Genomic DNA, 18,591 nt, shown 5'->3' on the forward strand with positions numbered 1-18,591 from the left:
TAACCAATCCCTGATGGGGAATCATGGTTCCTTTGGGTTTGCCGGTGGAACCTGAGGTGTAAATAATATAGGCAAGATTGGAAGTATCGGCTATATTAACAGGATTTTCTTCGTTATATTGAGCAATGGTTTCCCAGTCTGTATCTAAGCAAACGACTTGTGCCGAATGTTGGGGAAAAATTTCAATTAAATGTGTTTGAGTTAACAGAACCGGCGTCTGAGCATCTTCTAAAATAAAGCCTAATCGCTCAGAAGGATAGGCTGGATCAAGTGGGACATAAGCGCCACCGGCTTTGAGAATTCCCAAGATTGCCACCATCATTTCTAAGGATCGCTCCAGGCAAATCCCTACGAAAACTTCTGGCCCTACACCGAGCGAACGCAAGTAGTTTGCGAGTTGATTTGCTCTAGCGTTGAGCTGCCCGTAAGTTAGCTGTTTGTCTTGAAAAACTGCGGCTACAGCGTCGGGTGTAAGCTCTACTTGGGCTTCAAATAGCTGGTGAACACACCTGTCGTGCGGGTAATCTGTCTGCGTGTTATTCCACTCAATGAGGATCTGATGTTGTTCTGCTGGGGTTAACAGTGGCAGCTCTGAAATGCGCTCTACTGGGTTGGCAACAATTCCTTCGAGTAAGGTTTGGAAATGCCCCAGCATTCGAGTGATCGTATCAGCATCAAAGCGCCTGCAATCATATAAAATCTTAAGTGTTAACTCAGATTGTGCGAACACCGTCACGGTAATGGGGTAATTTGTGCTGTCGTGGGAGCGGACATCACAAATTTCCAGATGACTTATGTGTTCTCGTAAAGCTGGATCAACAGGGTAATTTTCAAAAACTATGATGCTTTCAAATAGCGGGATATTGTGAGGAAGTTGGCTCCATTGATGCTGAATTTCTACCAGCGGACTGTATTCGTACTCGCGCAGCTCAACCTGCTGAAATTGTAGTTGTTTTAACCATGATAAAATTGACGCCTCTGCCGGCATCGAAACCCTCATCGGCAGCGTGTTGATGAACATTCCCACAATAGATTCAGCGCCCAGCAAATCAGGAGGACGCCCCGAAACAGTCGCCCCGAAAACAACATCTTCTTCGCCACTATAACGACTCAAAAGCAATGCCCAAGCGCCCTGGACGAGTGTATTTAATGTTAGCTGATGCTGCCTGGCTAAAGATTGAAGCGCAGCCGTTATTGATGGAGAAAGCGATATTTCGCGCTCACCTTGCTCGTTTTCTGGGTAGGATAAACTTAAATTTTGATCAACAAGTAATGGAGTCGGTGCAGTAAAGCCTTTGAGCGTCTCCCGCCAGAAAAATTCCGCAGCAGACAAATCCTGCCGATGTAACCAGGCAATGTAGTCTCGATAAGGGCGAGGACGCGCTAGGTTTAGTTCCTTGCCTTCGCAAAAGGCGTCATAAAATGCAAAGACTTCCTTGAGAATTAAGGGAAGCGACCATCCATCTAATATTAAATGGTGATGGCTCCAGATGAATTGATAAGTATTTTCTTCTAACTGAATCAACGTGATGCGAATTAGCGGCGCGGATGTCAGTTCAAAATTTCGTTTTTGGTCTTTTTTGAGAAATGTTTCTAGGTGCGCTTGCTGTTTGATAGAAGATAGCGCTCTCCAATCCAAGTGTTCCCAAGGCAGATTGACTTGTTTGCAAACAACTTGGATTGGCTCTTTTAAGCCCTCCCAAACAAAAGCAGTGCGTAAAATCGAGTGCCGATTAATAACCTGCTGCCAACTCTCTTTAAAGGATGCAACATTGATTCTACCCTGGAAAGTGCAAAGTAGCTGCCCAAAATACACACTTGATTTTGGTTGATAAAGCGTGTGAAACAGGATGCCCTGTTGAATGGGCGAGAGGGGATAAAACTCTGCGATATTGCTTTTACTCATTTCACACCTCTCCCAGAACTGCATTAATTTTGTCTAAATCTTCTTGACTCCACTGGCTCCACTGAAACTCTGCAAAATCAGAGGGGGTGTAGCCACCGGCATCGGGTGATTGGCAATGAGCGATTAGCGTTTGCAGTTTTGCCATAAACCCTTGCGCCAAGTTTTCTATGGTACTTTGCTGATGAATTTCTTGGCTGTATGTCCAATCTATTTGCAGCTTTTCACTGACAACAAAACCATTAATTTCTAATAGATAACTCCGATTACCTCGTGGGCTGCAAGTTAGACCCGGAGACGTTGAGGAAAGGGCAAATAGAGAAGAGGCCGGCAGAACTTGGTCAAATTGTCCCAGATAGTTAAAACTTACTTCAGCTTGAGGCAAATAAAGCAATGTATCAGCAATTTCGCCAGTCAAATATCGCAAAATGCCATAGCCAATGCCGTGATTAGGAATGCCTCGCAACTGCTCTTTAACCGCCTTCAAAGCCTCCCCAGGATGTGTGGCTTCTAAATATAACCAGACTGGAAATAAACTGGTAAACCAGCCCACAGTATGCGATAAATTTACATTCTCAAAAATATCTTCGCGTCCATGACCTTCTAAATCAACAAGCAAGGTTTGTTTTCCAGTCCATTCTTCAAAAGCCTGTAGCAAAGCTGTCAACAATACATCATTAATTTGTGTGTGATAAGCTGCCGACACTTCTTGCAACAAAGAACGGGTTTCTTCGACACTTAATGTCACGGATACCGTGTTGGCTGTTGCAACTGTATTTGTCCCATTAACATGATCCACCGGCAACGGAGAAACCTTTTTGCCAGAATGTGAAAGCCAGTGATTCAACTCTTGTTTTAATTCCCCCGATTGGGCGTACAAATTCAAGCGTTCTGACCACTGTTTAAATGAAGTTGTTTTAGCTGGAAGTGTGAGCGCTTCATTTCGGCTTAGTTGTTCGTAAGCGGTCTGAAAATCTTCAATTAAAATCCGCCAGGATACCCCATCAACAGCTAAGTGGTGAATTACAAATAACAAGTAATTCGGTTTTTGATCGCCAAAGTCGAACAAGGCAACGCGCATCAACGGCCCTTGCGATAAGTTCAGACTGGCTTGCAAATTATCCACAGCTTTTTGCATGGCCGGTTCTTGTTCCTGTGCCGGCAGCGATGACAAATCTATTTCGCTAAATGGTACAGCCTCATCAGGTTCAGCATTTTCCTGTTGCCAGCCGGTTTCTTCGTGCAGAAAACGTAGGCGCAACGCATCATGATGCCTTAACAATTGCCGCACAACTTCTTCCACGCGTTTTAAATTAAGCGGTTGCTTCGTTTTTAGAAGAATTGACTGGTTCCAGTGATGGGAATCGGATAAATTTTGTTCAAAAAACCAGTGCTGGATAGGTGTGAGGGAAAATTTTCCTGTGATTAGTTCTTGTTGAGATTCCAGCGCAGTAGTTGTGCCGGCAACGGCTGCTAGTTGAGCAATTGTTTGATATTGAAAGAGTTGTTTAGGTTTAAGTTTTAATCCGGCTTGATGCGCTTTAGCAATCACTTGAATGCTGAGGATAGAATCTCCCCCTAATTCAAAAAAATTGTCATCAACGCTAACTTGTTTAAGACCAAGAACTTGACTCCAAATCTGTGCTAAGGTTTCCTCCACCGACGTGCGAGGTGCGGTAAAAATTTCTTCAAGTTCTGGTCGAGTTGTATGGGGTGCCGGCAACGCTTTACGGTCTACTTTTCCATTAGGCGTTAAAGGCAGCGCTTCTAAAATGACAAAGCTTGCCGGCACCATATAATCCGGCAACTTTTCCTTAATAAATTCGCGTAGATCCTTGATAAGGAATGAGGGATCAGGGATTAAAGATGAAGGAACGAGATAGGCAACTAAACGTTTTTCTCCCGGTACATCTTTACGAGCAATAATAACACTTTGATGCACAATTGGATGCTGATTAATGATTGCCTCAATTTCAGAGATTTCTATCCGGAAACCTCTAATTTTTTCTTGGAAGTCAATTCGCCCTAATAGCTCAATGGTTCCATCGGGTAAATATCGGGCTAAATCGCCGGTTTTGTACAGCCGATTTGAAGCCCTTATCAAATCGCCTTCTCCCTCTCTTTCTTTAAAGAAGGGGTTGGGGATGAATTTTTCTGCGGTCAAATCTGGCCGGTTTAAATATCCTCGTGCTAAACTATTTCCTCCAATATACAGCTCTCCGGAGACGCCAACCGGCACTGGCTGAAGATGAGAATCTAAAATATAAGTTTGGGTGCCGGCAAAGGGACGACCTATCGGAATTAACCCCTCGCTTTGCAGCTCAGTTACATTGCTTTCAAAGTAAGTGCTGTCGATGGTTGCTTCTGTCAGTCCATAGGAGTTTATCACGCGAGTTTCTGCCCCACAAAAGCGTTTAACTTCCTGATATTCTTTGCCATACCAGCTATCAGAACCGGCAATTAGCAACCGCATAAACTTGAGAGACTGATTGGTTTTCTCTAAATATTGAATTAAACCTCTTAAAACAGCCGGTACAAATTCAGCACAATCAATTTTTTCTTGAACCATTAGCGAATAAAGTTTTTCTGGTTCTAACAAAAAATCTCGTGGACAGAGAACTAATTTCCCCCCAAAACAGAGCGCCCGGATCAAATCCCCAGAAAAGACATCGAAGGAGAAATTTGCCATTTGTAAATGACAAGTTGCTGTCGAATCAAGCGAATAATTATTCTTCCAAGCAGTGTAGGCATTGATCAAATTGCTGTGGGAGATCATCACCCCTTTGGGAGTGCCGGTGGAACCAGAGGTATAAATGACATAAGCCAAGTTTGAAGAAGAACATGGCTGAGTTAGTTGGGGATTCTTAAAATAATCAGTTGCCTTGCTTTGAATTGAATTTTGGCTTGGAATATCACCATCATTCCACTGATCTAAACAGACGATTTGAGCAGAATATTTAGGCAGATTTTCTAATAGTCTTGTCTGAGTAAGTAACACCGGCACCTGTGCATCTTGCAACATGAAGGCGAGACGTTCCGATGGATAGGTGGGATCAAGGGGAACATAAGCGCCGCCGGCTTTAAGAATGCCGAGAAGTGCGACAAGCATTTCTAGGGAACGTTCAACACAAATTCCTACTAAAACTTCGGGCTGCACGCCTAAAGTTTGTAAGTGATTTGCTAAAAAATTAGCTTTTTTATTCAGTTCTCGATAAGTCAGATTTTGGTTTTCAAAAACAGCAGCAATGGCATCGGGTGTGCGTTCCACTTGTGCTTCAAATAGTTGATGTATGCACAAGTTTTGTTCTAATTTACTTGTTTCTTGGCTTTCCTTAACCCACTCTATTAGCAGTTGATGCTGTTCTGCTTCTGTGAGCAATGGTAGTTGGGAAATTCTCTGTTCTGGATGTTTAACAATTCCTTCTAATAAAGTTTTAAAATGTCCAATCGTGCGGCTGATGGTGCCGCTCTCAAACAAATCTATATTGTACTCAAAGCAGCCATAAAGCCCATCCGGCTTTTCCTCCATTTCCAGGGTTAAATCAAATTTAGAGGTGCCGCTATCAATGTCTAAAACACTCAAAGTTACCCCCGGTAATTCCAAAGGTGGCATGGGTGCGTTTTGCAGCAAAAACATCACTTGAAACAGCGGGTTATGACTGAGGCTTCTTTCTGGTTTCAGTTCTTCAACGAGCTTTTCAAACGGTAAATCTTGATGATCATAAGCACCAAGCGTTACTTCTCGAACTTGTGCGAGTAATTCGCAAAAGCTGGTGTTTTCAGACAGTTGGGTGCGAAGAATTAATGTATTGACAAAAAAACCAATGAGTCCTTCAATTTCAGCTTTATTACGATTGGCGATGGGAGAACCCACTATAATATCCGTGCGCTCTGTGTAACGATAGAGCAACGCGTTAAAGGCTGCGAGAAGTGTCATAAACAGGGTGGCATTCTCGCGGTTACTGAACTTCTTCAGGTTGTCACTGACAACTTTTGACAGGACAAATGATTGTCTTGCACCTCGAAATGTCTGAACGGCTGAGCGCGGTTTATCTGCCGGCAACTCCAGTAATAGAGGTGCATCTTTAAGCTGCTGCTTCCAATAATTTAACTGAGTTTCTAACTTCTCTCCTTGCAAGTTTTCCTGCTGCCAAATTGCAAAGTCGGCATATTGAATCGGAAGCTCAGGAAGCGGGGAGGATTTGCCTAGCAAAAAAGCTTCATAAAGGGCTGCTAATTCTTTTATCAGCACTCCTAATGACCAACCATCTGAAACAATATGGTGAATATTTACTAGCAGAATAAATTCTTGCTCGTCTAACTTAATTAGCGTGATTCGCAGCAAAGGAGGTTCGGCTAAGTTGAAGGTTGTTTGAGCCTCTTCAAGAATTGCCGTTTGGATTTGAGGATGGGGGTTTTGGATTTGGGTAAAATCTACGATTTGTAATTTTAAATCCACATTGGGATAAATGACTTGAACTGGCTGCCCGTCTTCAAGGGTAAATCCTGTTCGCAAGGCTTCATGCCGGCGCACAATTTCTTGAAAACTTTCTTCTAAAACAGGGATATTAACCCGCCCTTTCAATTGCACGGCAGCCGGCAAGTTGTAGAAAGAATTGCCCGATTCAAATTGATCAAGAAACCACAGCCTTTGTTGAGCGAATGAAGTGGGAAGCACAAAGACTTCCTCTGAACAAGTTGAAGTGGCTGGCATTTCTGAAGAGGAGTTAAAAAGAGGCAACGTCATCGGCTTGATTTTGATTAATTACTGTTTGTTGCTGGCTGGCTTTTAACGGTTAGCGTAAAGAAGGTAATTTCTTGCGGTAAGCTTGGCGCGAAACCGGCACAATTTCCTGTTCTTGCAGTTTTTCGCCTTTCTTCTTAGCTTGGGAAATTTTTTCGCAAAGTCCGCTAATCGTTTGAACTTCAAATAAATCACGCAGAGGTAACTCTACCTGAAATGCTTCGCGCACTTTAGTCAACAATTGAGTTGCCATTAAGGAATTTCCGCCTAGTTCAAAGAAACTGTCATAAATTCCGATTTGTTCTAGGCTTAACAGTTCAGACCAAATCCTTGCTAACCGCTCTTCAACCGGCGTTTGAGGAGCAACAAAGTTTTCATCCAACTCAGACTTAACAAAGTTAGGTGCGGGAAGTGCTTTGCGATTGACTTTGCCATTAGAAGTTAAGGGCAGAGTATCCAAGAGCATAAAGGTTGCCGGCACCATATATTCTGGCAGCTTTTCTTTTAGGAAACTTTGCAACGCTTTGAAGGATGAAACATCAGAAATTGAGGAAGAAGGCTCAGGAATAATATAAGCAACAAGACGCTTATTTTGCTGTTCGCCGAACGTTGTAACAACAGCTTCTCGCACGTCTGGATGTTGCCCCAGCGCTGCTTCGATTTCTCCTAATTCAATGCGATAGCCACCGACTTTAACTTGAAAGTCTTGTCTTCCTAAAAATTCAATATTTCCATCGGGGAGAAAGCGTCCTAAATCTCCTGTGCGGTAAAACTTTTCGCTGGTTCGAGGATGGGTAAAGAAGCTGGCAGCCGTTTTTACCTCATCGCGCCAGTAACCTTGGGCGAGTCCGATGCCGGCAATATAAAGCTGCCCTGGAACCCATACCGGACAAGGTTCTAGCGCTTCATTGAGCACGTAGAAGCGCTGGTTTTTCATTGCTTGCCCGTAAGGAATGCTTTTCCAACTTGGGTTGACTTGTTTAATTGGATAAAGAATTGACCAAATCGAGGCTTCTGTTGCACCCCCCAAGCTAATAACTTCTACTCCTTCAACTGCGGCTTGAATTTGAGCCGGCAAGTTTAAAGGCAGCCAGTCTCCACTGAGCAAAACTAACCGCAAGCTTGCCAGGATTTCAGGAGTTTTACTGGCATAGTCCACCATCATTTGCATTAACGCCGGAACCGAATTCCAAATCGTAATTTTCTCGCGCTGCATTAACTTTGCCCAATAGGCAGGATCTTGGGTTTTCCCGGCTTCGGGAATAACAATGGTTCCCCCAGCAGCTAGGGTGCCAAAAATGTCATAAACTGAGAGATCAAAACTAAGGGAAGAAAGTGCAAATACTCGGTCATTTCCTCCCACATTGAACCGCTGATTAATGTCAAAAATTGTGTTAACAGCACCGCGATGATTAATCGTTACACCTTTGGGAGTGCCGGTGGAACCAGAGGTGTAAATAACGTAAGCGAGATTCTCTTGAGAAATGAGGGCTGGGGCATACGGAATCAGAGATAAGTTTTCTCCGAATGCTTGATTATCTTCAATACAGATTCTTTGAAGATTTTTTGGCCATTCTAAGGCGGTATTAAGCCAAGATTGGGTGACGACGATCTGCACTTCTGCTTGGGCGAATAGATGCGATCGCCTCGCCGGCGGGAGTGCAGGATCAATGGGCACATAGGCTGCCCCAGACATGAGGATGCCTAGGCAGGCGACAACTTGCTCCCACCCTTTCTCCATAACGACGGCAATTAGGGTATTTGGGCGTGCACCGAGTTGTTGCAATCGGCAGGCGAGGTAATGGGAATGCCGGTGTAATTCTTCGTAAGTTAGAGTGCGCTCGCTTGTCACCACAGCCGCTTTTTGAGGGTGCAGAGGCACGCGATCTGTAAATAAGCTGTGAAGCGTCGCTGCCGGCACAGGTGCGTCGGTGGCGTTGATTGCATTGCGTTGCGTTAATTGTGCCGGTGGCAATAATTCACGGTGGATTTCTTGCGAGCTTTCTGTTTCATTGGCTAGACGTTGGAGGAAGTTGCAATAGGCAGCAAACATATCATCCAACATTCCGACGGGAAATAATTCTTCAACACAATCCCAGTAAAAAACAAGCGCTCCTGCTTCTTGAAATACTTGATGATCGAGAAAAACTTGGGGCGTTTGGGTAATACCGTAAATGAGCTTTCCTAGCCAATCTAAGGGAAAATTTTGTTCGCCTTGAGCATCTTGAGTTAAGGTGCTCGTAAACACCACCGGCATCATGGCGCTTGAAATTCTGTTTTGGTGCCGGCTTAACTCGCGCAACACTTCTACGCCACTGACATAACGATGATCTAGATCGTTCCAAAGTTGTTCTTGAATGCGCTGCACTCGCTGTGCAAAAGGCGCTGGTGTGGCGTTATTTACTTCCAGCAAAGTTAATGAGGTGAAATCTCCAACGATGTCATTAACTTGGGGATGCAATGGCAAACGATTGAATAAAGTTAAACCAATTGTAAAGTGAGGATTCTTGCTCCAAACCGTTAAGATTTCCGCAAAGGCAGCTAGCAAAATTCCTGAATGAGTGATGTTGGCTTTTGTGGCTTTACTTTTCAATTTTTGCCAAATTTTTGCCTCTAATTTACCGCTGCGCCGCACAAAACGTGGTTCTTTAATGGCAGCGGGATTTTGAGCCAGCGGGAGTTCGGGTGCTGGGGGTAAACTGGGGAGCCGGTTTTGCCAATACTCTAAAGAACGCTGATAGAGTTCTGAATGGCGGCTAGCTATTTCACCTAATACATAATCTCGGAAAGAGATTTGAATTGGATTGAGTTGCTCTGTGCCACCTTGATAAAGTTTTGCAAGTTCTTGGCCAATGATTTGAAAACTCGAAGCATCGCCAATTAAGGCATCAAAACTTAAGTGAAGCCGAACTTGCTGCTCATCTAATCGAGATGCCCGAATTTCAAACAAAGGCCAGTGATCACAGGGTAATATCTGATGGGATAATGAATTGCGAATTCCTTCCAGTCGAGAATTGACAACTTCAGAAGTTTGCTCCCGCAAATCTAGGACTCGAATTTGATAAGCCGGCACTTTTTCTAGAATTTGCTGCTGCCCGTTAGGCAGTACAATTGCTCGCAGCATTTCATGACGTTCGATAAGTTTTTGCCAAGCTTTGTTGAATCGTTCTAAATCTAAATTGACCGTGTCAATCTCTACATAAATATGCGTCGCAATATTACCTAATTCAAATGCCTTGCTACGACCGACCCAGTAAGCTTGCTGGATATCACTTAGGGGGAAAGGTTGATGCCGGCTATCTTGATCTGGGACAATTGCAGGTAAGGAATTGACAGCTAGTTTTGCATCGGTTTCTTGGGCTTGTTGCTGTGCGATCAAACTGCCCAAAGTTGCAACAGTAGGAGATTGAAATAGGCAGCGCAAAGGTAACTCAACCTGAAATGTTTCCCGCACTTTGGCAACCAGTCGAGTTGCCAGGAGAGAATGTCCTCCTAATTCAAAGAAATTGTCGTCAATTCCGACTTTTTGTACACCTAAAACATTCGCCCAAATATCCGCTAGTTGCTGTTCTTGTGGGGTGCGCGATGCAATGAAAGTTGAACCTAATTCTAGTCGAGTTTTCTCAGGAGACGGCAGCGCTTTGCGGTCTACCTTTCCATTCGGAGTTAAAGGCAGACTTTCCAACATGACAAAAGTTGCCGGCACCATATAATCTGGCAGTGTTCGCCCCAACTCATCCCGCAAATCCCTCGATTTGAGCGCAACAGATTGCCCTTTAGGAACAATATAAGCAACTAACCGCTGATTTCCTAAATTCTCCTGACGCACAACCACTACGGCTTCTCGCACCGCCGGATTTTCTAGCAATCTCGCCTCAATTTCTCCAAGTTCAATGCGGAACCCCCTCACTTTTACCTGATTGTCTATTCGTCCTAAGTATTCTAGATTCCTATTCGGCAAATAACGCGCTAAATCTCCGGTTTTGTAGAGTCGGCTATTCGGTTCATTACTAAATGGATTAGTAATAAACTTTTCTGATGTTAAATCGGGCTGATTGTAATAACCTCGCGCTAATCCCTCCCCTCCAATATAAACTTCTCCTGGCACGCCAACCGGCACCATCTGTAAATTTCTATCTAGTAAATAAACCTGAGTGTTGCTAATCGGACGACCTATGGCGGGAATTCCTTCTGAATTTCTTTCAATTAAGGCAAATGTCGAGTAAGTCGTATCTTCAGATGGGCCGTAAAGATTGTATACCTTTTGAATGTGCGGGCGTTGATAAAGCTGTTGAACTAAGGCATTTTGTAGCGGTTCACCGGCTAAATTAATTGTGCCAACAGAAGTCGGGATGCTATCACTTCTGAGTAACTCTGAAATTGCACTGGGAACGGTATTAATTAAGGTGACTTGACTGGCTGCTTTCAATGTGGGTAAATGCAGGGCATTTTCAGCTAATATCACAGTCCCTCCCCAACTCAGTGGCACAAATATCTCAAACACAGATAAGTCGAAGCAAATCGATGTTGAGGCGAGAACTCCGGTTAATTCTTTTGGGATAAAAACTGATTTTGCCCAATTTAATAAAGCGACGGTGCTTTTGTGTTCAATGGCAACACCTTTCGGGGTGCCGGTGGAACCGGATGTATAGATGACATAGGCTAAATTAGCGGGATTTTCCTGATTTGAACTTAAATCTTTGCTTTGGGCATTTAGGTTATGCCAATGCTCTAAACAGACAATTTTAGCGCTCGATTGAGGCAGTGTTTCTAATAGTCTTTCCTGAGTGATTAACACCGGCACCTGTGCATCTTGCAACATGAAGGCAAGGCGTTCAGATGGATAGGTTGGATCAAGCGGGACATAAGCGCCGCCGGCTTTAAGAATTGCTAGAAGTCCCACAAGCATTTCTAGGGAACGCTCAACACAAATTCCGACTAGAACTTCGGGTTGAACTCCTAATGTTTGCAGGTAGTTTGCTAAGGTATTGGCTTTTTCGTTGAGTTCTTGATAGGTGAGTTGTTGATTTTCAAAAATTGCAGCAACAGCGTCGGGTGTCCGTTTAGCTTGTGCTTCAAATAGCTGATGAATGCACAGATTCTCTTCAGGTGCGGTGGTTTTCTTGCTTTCGTTAACCCACTGCACCAGTAGTTGATATTGCTCGGTTTCTGTCAGTAATGGCAGTTCGGAAATTTGGCATTCTGGATTGACAATAATTTCTTCTAATAGGGTTTGGAAATTACCTATCATCCGAGTAATTGTATCCGCTTGAAATAAATCGGTGTTATATTCCCATGTTCCGATTAATCCTTGTTCAGTTTCTTCTAAGAATAAAGTTAAATCAAAATTAGCCGTGCCGGTGCCCACTTCCTGTGAACTAAATTTCAGTGCCGGCAAGTCCAAAGTCTGCGTCAAATTATTTTGAAAGACAAAGGCAATTTGAAATAGCGGCGAATGACTTAAATCTCGTTCTGGTTGCAATTCCTCTACCAGCTTCTCGAAAGGCAAATCTTGATGAGCGTAAGCACCTAAAGCGACTTCGCGAACTCGACTCAGTAACGCTCGGAAACTGGGATTGCCGCCAAGATCAGTTCGCAACACTAAAGTATTGACAAAAAAGCCAATTAAGGGTTCTACTTCTGCTCGATTGCGGTTAGCAACCGGCGAACCGATTAAAATATCTTCTTGTCCGGTATAGCGGTAAAGCAAGACTTTGAATGCTGCCAGCAAAGTCATGAATAACGTGGTTTTTTCTTGCCGGCTTAATTCACAAACCGCCTCAGTTAAACCCATAGGAAACACCCAACTTTGCCGCTTTCCCTGAAATGTTTGAACCACAGGACGAGGAAAATCCGTCGGTAAATTTAACACCGGCAGGTTTCCGCTTAGCTGCTGTTTCCAGTAATTTAGCTGAGTTTCTAAGACATCTCCCTGCAACCATTGACGCTCCCAAACGGCAAAATCTGCATACTGAATTGGCAAGGGAGGAAGTGAAGCTATGTTCCCAGCAGAAAAAACTTGATAAAGTGCTGCAACTTCTCCTAAGAAAACGCCCATTGACCAGCCATCAAATATAATATGATGTGCTGTCAAAATGAGAACGTATTCGCCTTCAGATAGTTGCAACAGTTTGGCGCGTAACAAAGAATCTTGTTCTAAGTTAAACGGGGTTCGCGCTTCCTCAAGAATGAAATCTTGAATTTTATTGCCCTCTTGAGAAGAGGAGTTCTGATTTTCAGTTTGACTCAAATCAAAAACCGGCAATTCCAAATCCCGATTGGGATGAATCACCTGCACCGGCTGCCCTTCCACTACAGCAAATGTGGTTCTTAAAACTTCATGCCGGCAGACAATTTCATTTAAACTTTTCCTCAATGCTTCTACATCAAGCTGTCCTGTTAAATGGATCGTCGTGCAAAGGTTGTAAAAGGGGTTTGCCGGCTCTAATTGATCAAAAAACCACAACCGCTCTTGAGCAAACGATAACGGGATATTCTCTTTATGAGAAATCGGCACAATTGCTGAAATAGCGGGAACTTCTGCCACTTGCTCAAGAATTTGTCTAGCCAACTGAGACAGATTGATTTCTTCAAAAAAGTCTGCAACTGATAAACTCACTCCGAGGTCAGTTTCAATTTTATTTTTTAACTCAAAAACTTTTAAAGAATCGAGTCCTAAGCTATTTAAAGGCTGCTGCAATGAGCCAATAGATAATTTCACCGGCAGGACTCGCGTTACCTGCTCTAAAAGATAAGCTTCCAGAATCGGCACCCGTTCTTCTAGAGTTTTTGCCAACAATATTTCACGGGTTAAACGTGCTTTGCTTTCTTCAATCTCAGATAGTTCTAGAAGGCTACTTCCTACAACATCTAAACCGCCATTCAAGAATTCGACTTTACAAGCGCGACGCTGAATTTTTCCACTGGTTGTTTTTGGAATCGTGGTTGGTTTAATTAAGACCACTCCATAAACTTCTACCTCAAATTCTTCTGCGATTGCCTGACGAATGGCTGCGGCAATTTCTTCTGTATTCGGTGCTTGTCGGGATTCTAACTCTTGCACCACGATAAGCTGTTCTTCTCGCTCAATTTGTACTGAAAAAGCCGCATTGGCAGCCAGTCTTAAACCGGGATGGCTGTGCTCAACAATTCTTTCAATATCTTGGGGATAAAGATTGCGACCCCGAATGATAATTAAATCTTTGAGCCGACCTGTGATAAACAGCTCTTGTTTATGGAAAAAGCCTAAATCTCCAGTGCGTAAAAACGGCCCTTCTCCTGTATCTGAAAGATACGCTTGAAAGGTTGCCTTTGTTTCTTCTTGCCGGCTCCAATATCCCTGCGCCACAGAAGAACCGGCAACCCAAATTTCACCGACTTCGCCATCAGCGCACCGGATCAGCAAATCAGGATTGACAATCGCAACATTAATATCAAAATCAGGACAACCGCAGCCAACCAGGGTTCGCGCACCCTCTTCTTTTTCTGCTATTTCTACAACTCGATTTTTTTCAAGCGCCGCTGCTTCCACAGAGCGAAAAACCGGCGCATCTTTTTGATGAACTGTAGAAATTTTCAGGGTTGTTTCTGCCATTCCGTAAGCCGGACAAAAGGCATCCCAACGAAAACCGTAAGGTTCAAATACTTTAAAAAATTGTTCTAAAACTTGTTTATCAATCGGTTCTGCGCCGTTATAAGCCACACGCCAGGTACTTAAATCTAGTGTCGCTCGTTGCGCCGGCGAAATTTTACGCGCGCAAAGATCGTAAGCGAAATTTGGCCCGCCGCTATGGGTGGCTTTATAACGTGAAATTGCTTCCAGCCACCGAACCGGACGCTGAATAAACGCTGCCGGCGGCATGAAATAACAGGGAATTCCTTTATAAAGTGGTTTTAATAATCCATCAATTAACCCCATGTCGTGAAAATGGGGTAGCCATGTCACGGCAACGCTATCTTGTGTATGTTCAAAACCGCGATCAATACAATCAATATTGTGCAGTACATTGGCATGACTAATCATCACGCCTTTTGGAGTGGAGGTGGAGCCAGAAGTGTATTGCAAATAAGCTAAATCGTTACAGTTGATTGCCGACTCAACCCATGCGTCCTCACCATTGGCAAGTGCGTCAGTCGCTATCCAGCGCATCGCTTTTAACTGCGGTGCTCGCTCAAATATTGCTTCTAAATTACCGGCAATTCGCGTCGTTGTCAGTGCAAAACTTGCCCGTGCATCGGTTGCAATAACTTGAATTTTTGGTAAATTGCGCTTCGCCTTGGGTGGGTAAAGCGGAACTGCGATCACTTGGCTATATAAACACCCGAAAAAGGCGACGAGATAATCAAGTCCTGCGGGATATAGCAGCAAAGCGCGTTCCCCACTCGCACCCAGCGATTGCAAGTGAGCTGCGATCGCACGACTTTGCCGATCTAATTCTTGATAAGTGATGCTGATTTCTTCAGTTTCGCCTTCTGGCAAAAAGGTATAAGCGATCTGTTCTGGCTGGTGGAAGGCTCTGTAGCGCAGGAGTTCCACTAAATTGGCACAACTCAGGGAGAGTTGCGAAAAGTTTTGAGAATAATCGGCCATTGATCTCTATCAACCCCAAAGTGTTGAACACGGCTGCAAAAAGTCAAAATTATCCCGTCAAAGCTTGAAAGCCTTGTCAGTAAACGCTTATAGCTGTTTAACTAAGGAATCTGCGAGAGCGCGTTTTGCTTGTTTTGCGCTCACCGGCCTGCCAGCGCCTTGATGCAATCTGTAACAGGCTTCACAGTTATTCACCTTACCATGATGCAACTAATTGTCAATAGGCCGGTTCTAAATTTATAAATTTTACCAGGAACCTTGAATAATCTTTCTCAGCTATTGAAGGTAAGATTTTGCCACGGGGTTGCTTAATGTGCAGTTTTCGTGCTTTCATGAATGCTGCTACTTGGCAAGAGGGGTTATACCCCCTGATAAGTAATGAATTTTATTGTCATTAAACTGTGATTGACAGAATGGATGACTTTGCTATTTAATTAGAATTCTTTCTCATTAAAGACTGAACACGGCTTCTAAAACTGATGAAACGTGGACTCAGGCAGATCATCAGGGTGTGACTGGCTCGATTTTTGTGTGAGGAGTAATGGACAGACAACAGCAATTTCTCAGGGGTTTGGGGCTGGCAGGACCTTTATCAGTGTTAATCGCTTTGCCGGCAAAAAGTGAGATCGCCCAAGTGACCAACGTTCGGGTCAACCAGACGCCAAGCGGCCTGGAGGTTATCTTAGAAACCGCAGACGGCAAACCTTTGCAAGTCTTCAGTTACAGCTATGGTGAAACCTTCGTCGCGGATGTGATCACTACTCAGTTGCGTTTGCCGGCTGGTAATGTATTTCGTCAAGACAATCCAGCACCAGGAATCACCTCAATCGAAGTAATCCCGCTGGATACTTACAGCATTCGAGTCATCGTTACCGGCGAGACAGGTGTACCCACCGCACAAGTGAGCAATAGCAAACAGGGTCTAGTTCTCAGCGTCAATCCCGGTACTGAAACAACCGCACAACAGCCGGCACCGACTAGACCGACAACGCCATCAGAGCAACCCAGCATTGAAGGGCCGCCGGCACCGATCCCCACACCGCCCTCTGGTCAGCAACCCACACTACCAACGATCCCCACGTCACCCGACACCGAACCAGAGACTGAAACACCGATCCCCAGACCTTCTCCAGATGCCGGTGAACCAGACGTTCAAACCCCCTCGACTCCGCCATCTCGTGAACCGGGTGCTGAAATTCCGCCACTGCCTTCCACTGGGCCTGACTCCACTCAAACAGAAGCAGAACGACCTGTTGACCTGATTGTGACAGCCACCCGAACCGCAGAAGAAGTGGAAGATGTACCGCGTTCTGTCACTGTCATTGATCGTGAAGAGATCGCAGAACAGGCAACCTTTTCCAGAAACCTCCCCGATGTACTGGGCCAGACGGTTCCCGGCTTAGGCCCACCAAACCAAAGCTACCGTTCCTTCGGTCAGTCTTTGCGGGGTCGCCGGCCTCTGGTATTGATTGACGGCGTGCCGGTGAGCACCAACCTTTCAACCGCCTATGTTACAGAACTGCGATCCATTGATCCCAGCGCGATTGAGCGAGTTGAAGTCATTCGCGGCCCTAGTGCAGTTTATGGGGAAGGGGCGACAGGGGGTGTGATCAACATTATTACCAGGTCGCCTGGTGAAGAGGGCATTACTTCGACAATCGAAGCAGATCTGACGAACTCCTTAAGCCATATCGAGGACAGTTTCGGATCGAACGTTGTTTATGGACTCTCTGGCCGGCAGGGTAATGTTGACTTTACCACCAGCGCCTCAGTCGTCAAAGTTGGCGGAGTTTTTGATGCCGAAGGCGATCGAATTCCCCTCGCTGAAGTCGATGCTTCGGATAGCACAACGATTAACTTACTCGGCAAAGTTGGCCTAGATATTACCGACGACCAGCGCATCCAACTGACGTTTAATCATTTCCGCGACACGCAAGAAGTGAAATACGTCACCGATCCAGCCGTTGACGAAGATGAAGATGACGAAAAAGCCAGAGCACTGAGAAGAAACTTACAATTTATTGGAGTGACTGGCCCACAAAACCTGAACACTGTCGCAACGCTAGATTATTCCAATCAAGACATCTTTGGCAGCCGCGTTCAGGCACAAGCCTACTTTCGGCATAACGCCAGTGGCGGCGCATATTTTGACAACCGCATTTTCGAGCCAGAAAGCCCAACTGATGTTGTCAATTCCCGACAGGAAACAGAACGCTTAGGCGGACGATTGCAGATTGATACCCCTTTTAGTGATGTTGCCAGCTTACTTTGGGGGGTTGATTATGTAAATGAGGATATCGCCCAGACGTTTCAAGTTTTTGACCCGGAAGAGTTCGATGCAAGCGGAGGTACCGTTCTGCGAAAAATCGGAGAGCGCGTTTTTGTCCCCCCTTATGAAGTGAATAACTTGGGTTTGTTCGCCCAGGCGCAATGGGATGTTAGCGAGCAATTTCTTTTAAGTGGCGGCTTGCGTCACGAACGCATCGGACTGAGCGTTAACGACTATATCACCTCAGAAGATCAGCCGATTGAAGGGGGAGATCGGGATTTTGATGCAACGGTTTTTAATGCCGGCCTTGTTTTTAAAGCCACGGAAGAAGTTAGTTTCTTTACTAACTTTGCCCAAGGTTTTTCCATCCCAGATTTTGGGCGCATTCTCCGCAGACCTCCCGAAGGTTTTGTTGCGGTTAACTCAGATTTGCCGGTAACAGAACCGATCAAAACGAATAACTACGAACTTGGCGTTCGAGGTCAGTGGTCTCGGGTGCAAGTTTCCCTGGCCGGTTTCTACAATACCTCAGAGCTTGGTTCCACTCTGCAAGAGGATGAAAACGGTCGATTAGAAATTATCCGTGCCCCACAACGTATATACGGCGCTGAAGCCACCCTTGATTGGCAACCGACAGATGACTGGCAACTCGGCGGAACCGCAAGCTGGACAGAAGGTGAAAGTGATGATGATGAAGATGGCGAATATTTAGCGCTTGATAGTAGCACTATCCAGCCGATAAAACTGACAGCTTATCTCGAGAATCAAACCACACCAGGCTGGAGTAATCGTTTGCAATTGCTCTTTAGTGGGAATCGCAGCGCCGGCTTTGAAGCTGAACTGGATGGTGCACCGATTGAAAGTTACATCACAGTAGATTACCTCAGCAGCATTCAAATCGGGCGAGGAACACTGCAAATTGGCATTCAAAACTTGTTAAATGAGCAGTATTCCACTGTCCAATCTCAATGGCTGGGTGGTTTTCTAGATTCTCTGGACACCGCAGCTAGAGGCAGAACGCTCACTGTAGGCTACAGCTTGTCTTTTTAAGACTAAACCGAGCTAAAAAGAGCGGAAAATTCACT

At 44.8% G+C, this 18,591-nt stretch carries 4 protein-coding genes; 1 reads left to right on the forward strand and 3 read right to left on the reverse strand.

All coding sequences use genetic code 11. From position 1 onward, the window contains the following. The 3 genes from H6F56_RS08100 to H6F56_RS08110 all read right to left on the reverse strand — a co-directional run. Nucleotides 1-1,906, reverse strand: a 1,906-nt coding sequence (locus tag H6F56_RS08100) for a condensation domain-containing protein (RefSeq protein WP_190666642.1), incomplete at its 3' end; no start/stop codon positions are given. Nucleotide 1,907: 1 nt separating this feature from the next. After that, the gene (locus H6F56_RS08105; RefSeq protein ID WP_190666644.1) at nt 1,908-6,650 is read right to left on the reverse strand and encodes a non-ribosomal peptide synthetase; all 4,743 of its coding nucleotides are present in this window, start codon (nt 6,648-6,650) and stop codon (nt 1,908-1,910) included. Nucleotides 6,651-6,699: 49 nt separating this feature from the next. Next, entirely contained in the window at nt 6,700-15,237 is an 8,538-nt protein-coding gene (locus tag H6F56_RS08110; protein WP_190666647.1) for a non-ribosomal peptide synthetase, read from the reverse strand. Between the two features lie 541 nt (nt 15,238-15,778). Here H6F56_RS08110 and H6F56_RS26785 point away from each other — a divergent pair. Then, on the forward strand, nt 15,779-18,556 hold the full coding sequence (locus tag H6F56_RS26785) for a TonB-dependent receptor domain-containing protein (protein WP_190666649.1): 2,778 nt from the start codon (nt 15,779-15,781) through the stop codon (nt 18,554-18,556). The last annotated feature ends 35 nt before the right edge of the window (nt 18,557-18,591 follow it).

It is taken from the genome of Microcoleus sp. FACHB-672 (genome assembly GCF_014695725.1).
Taxonomy (GTDB): Bacteria; Cyanobacteriota; Cyanobacteriia; order Cyanobacteriales; family Oscillatoriaceae; genus FACHB-68.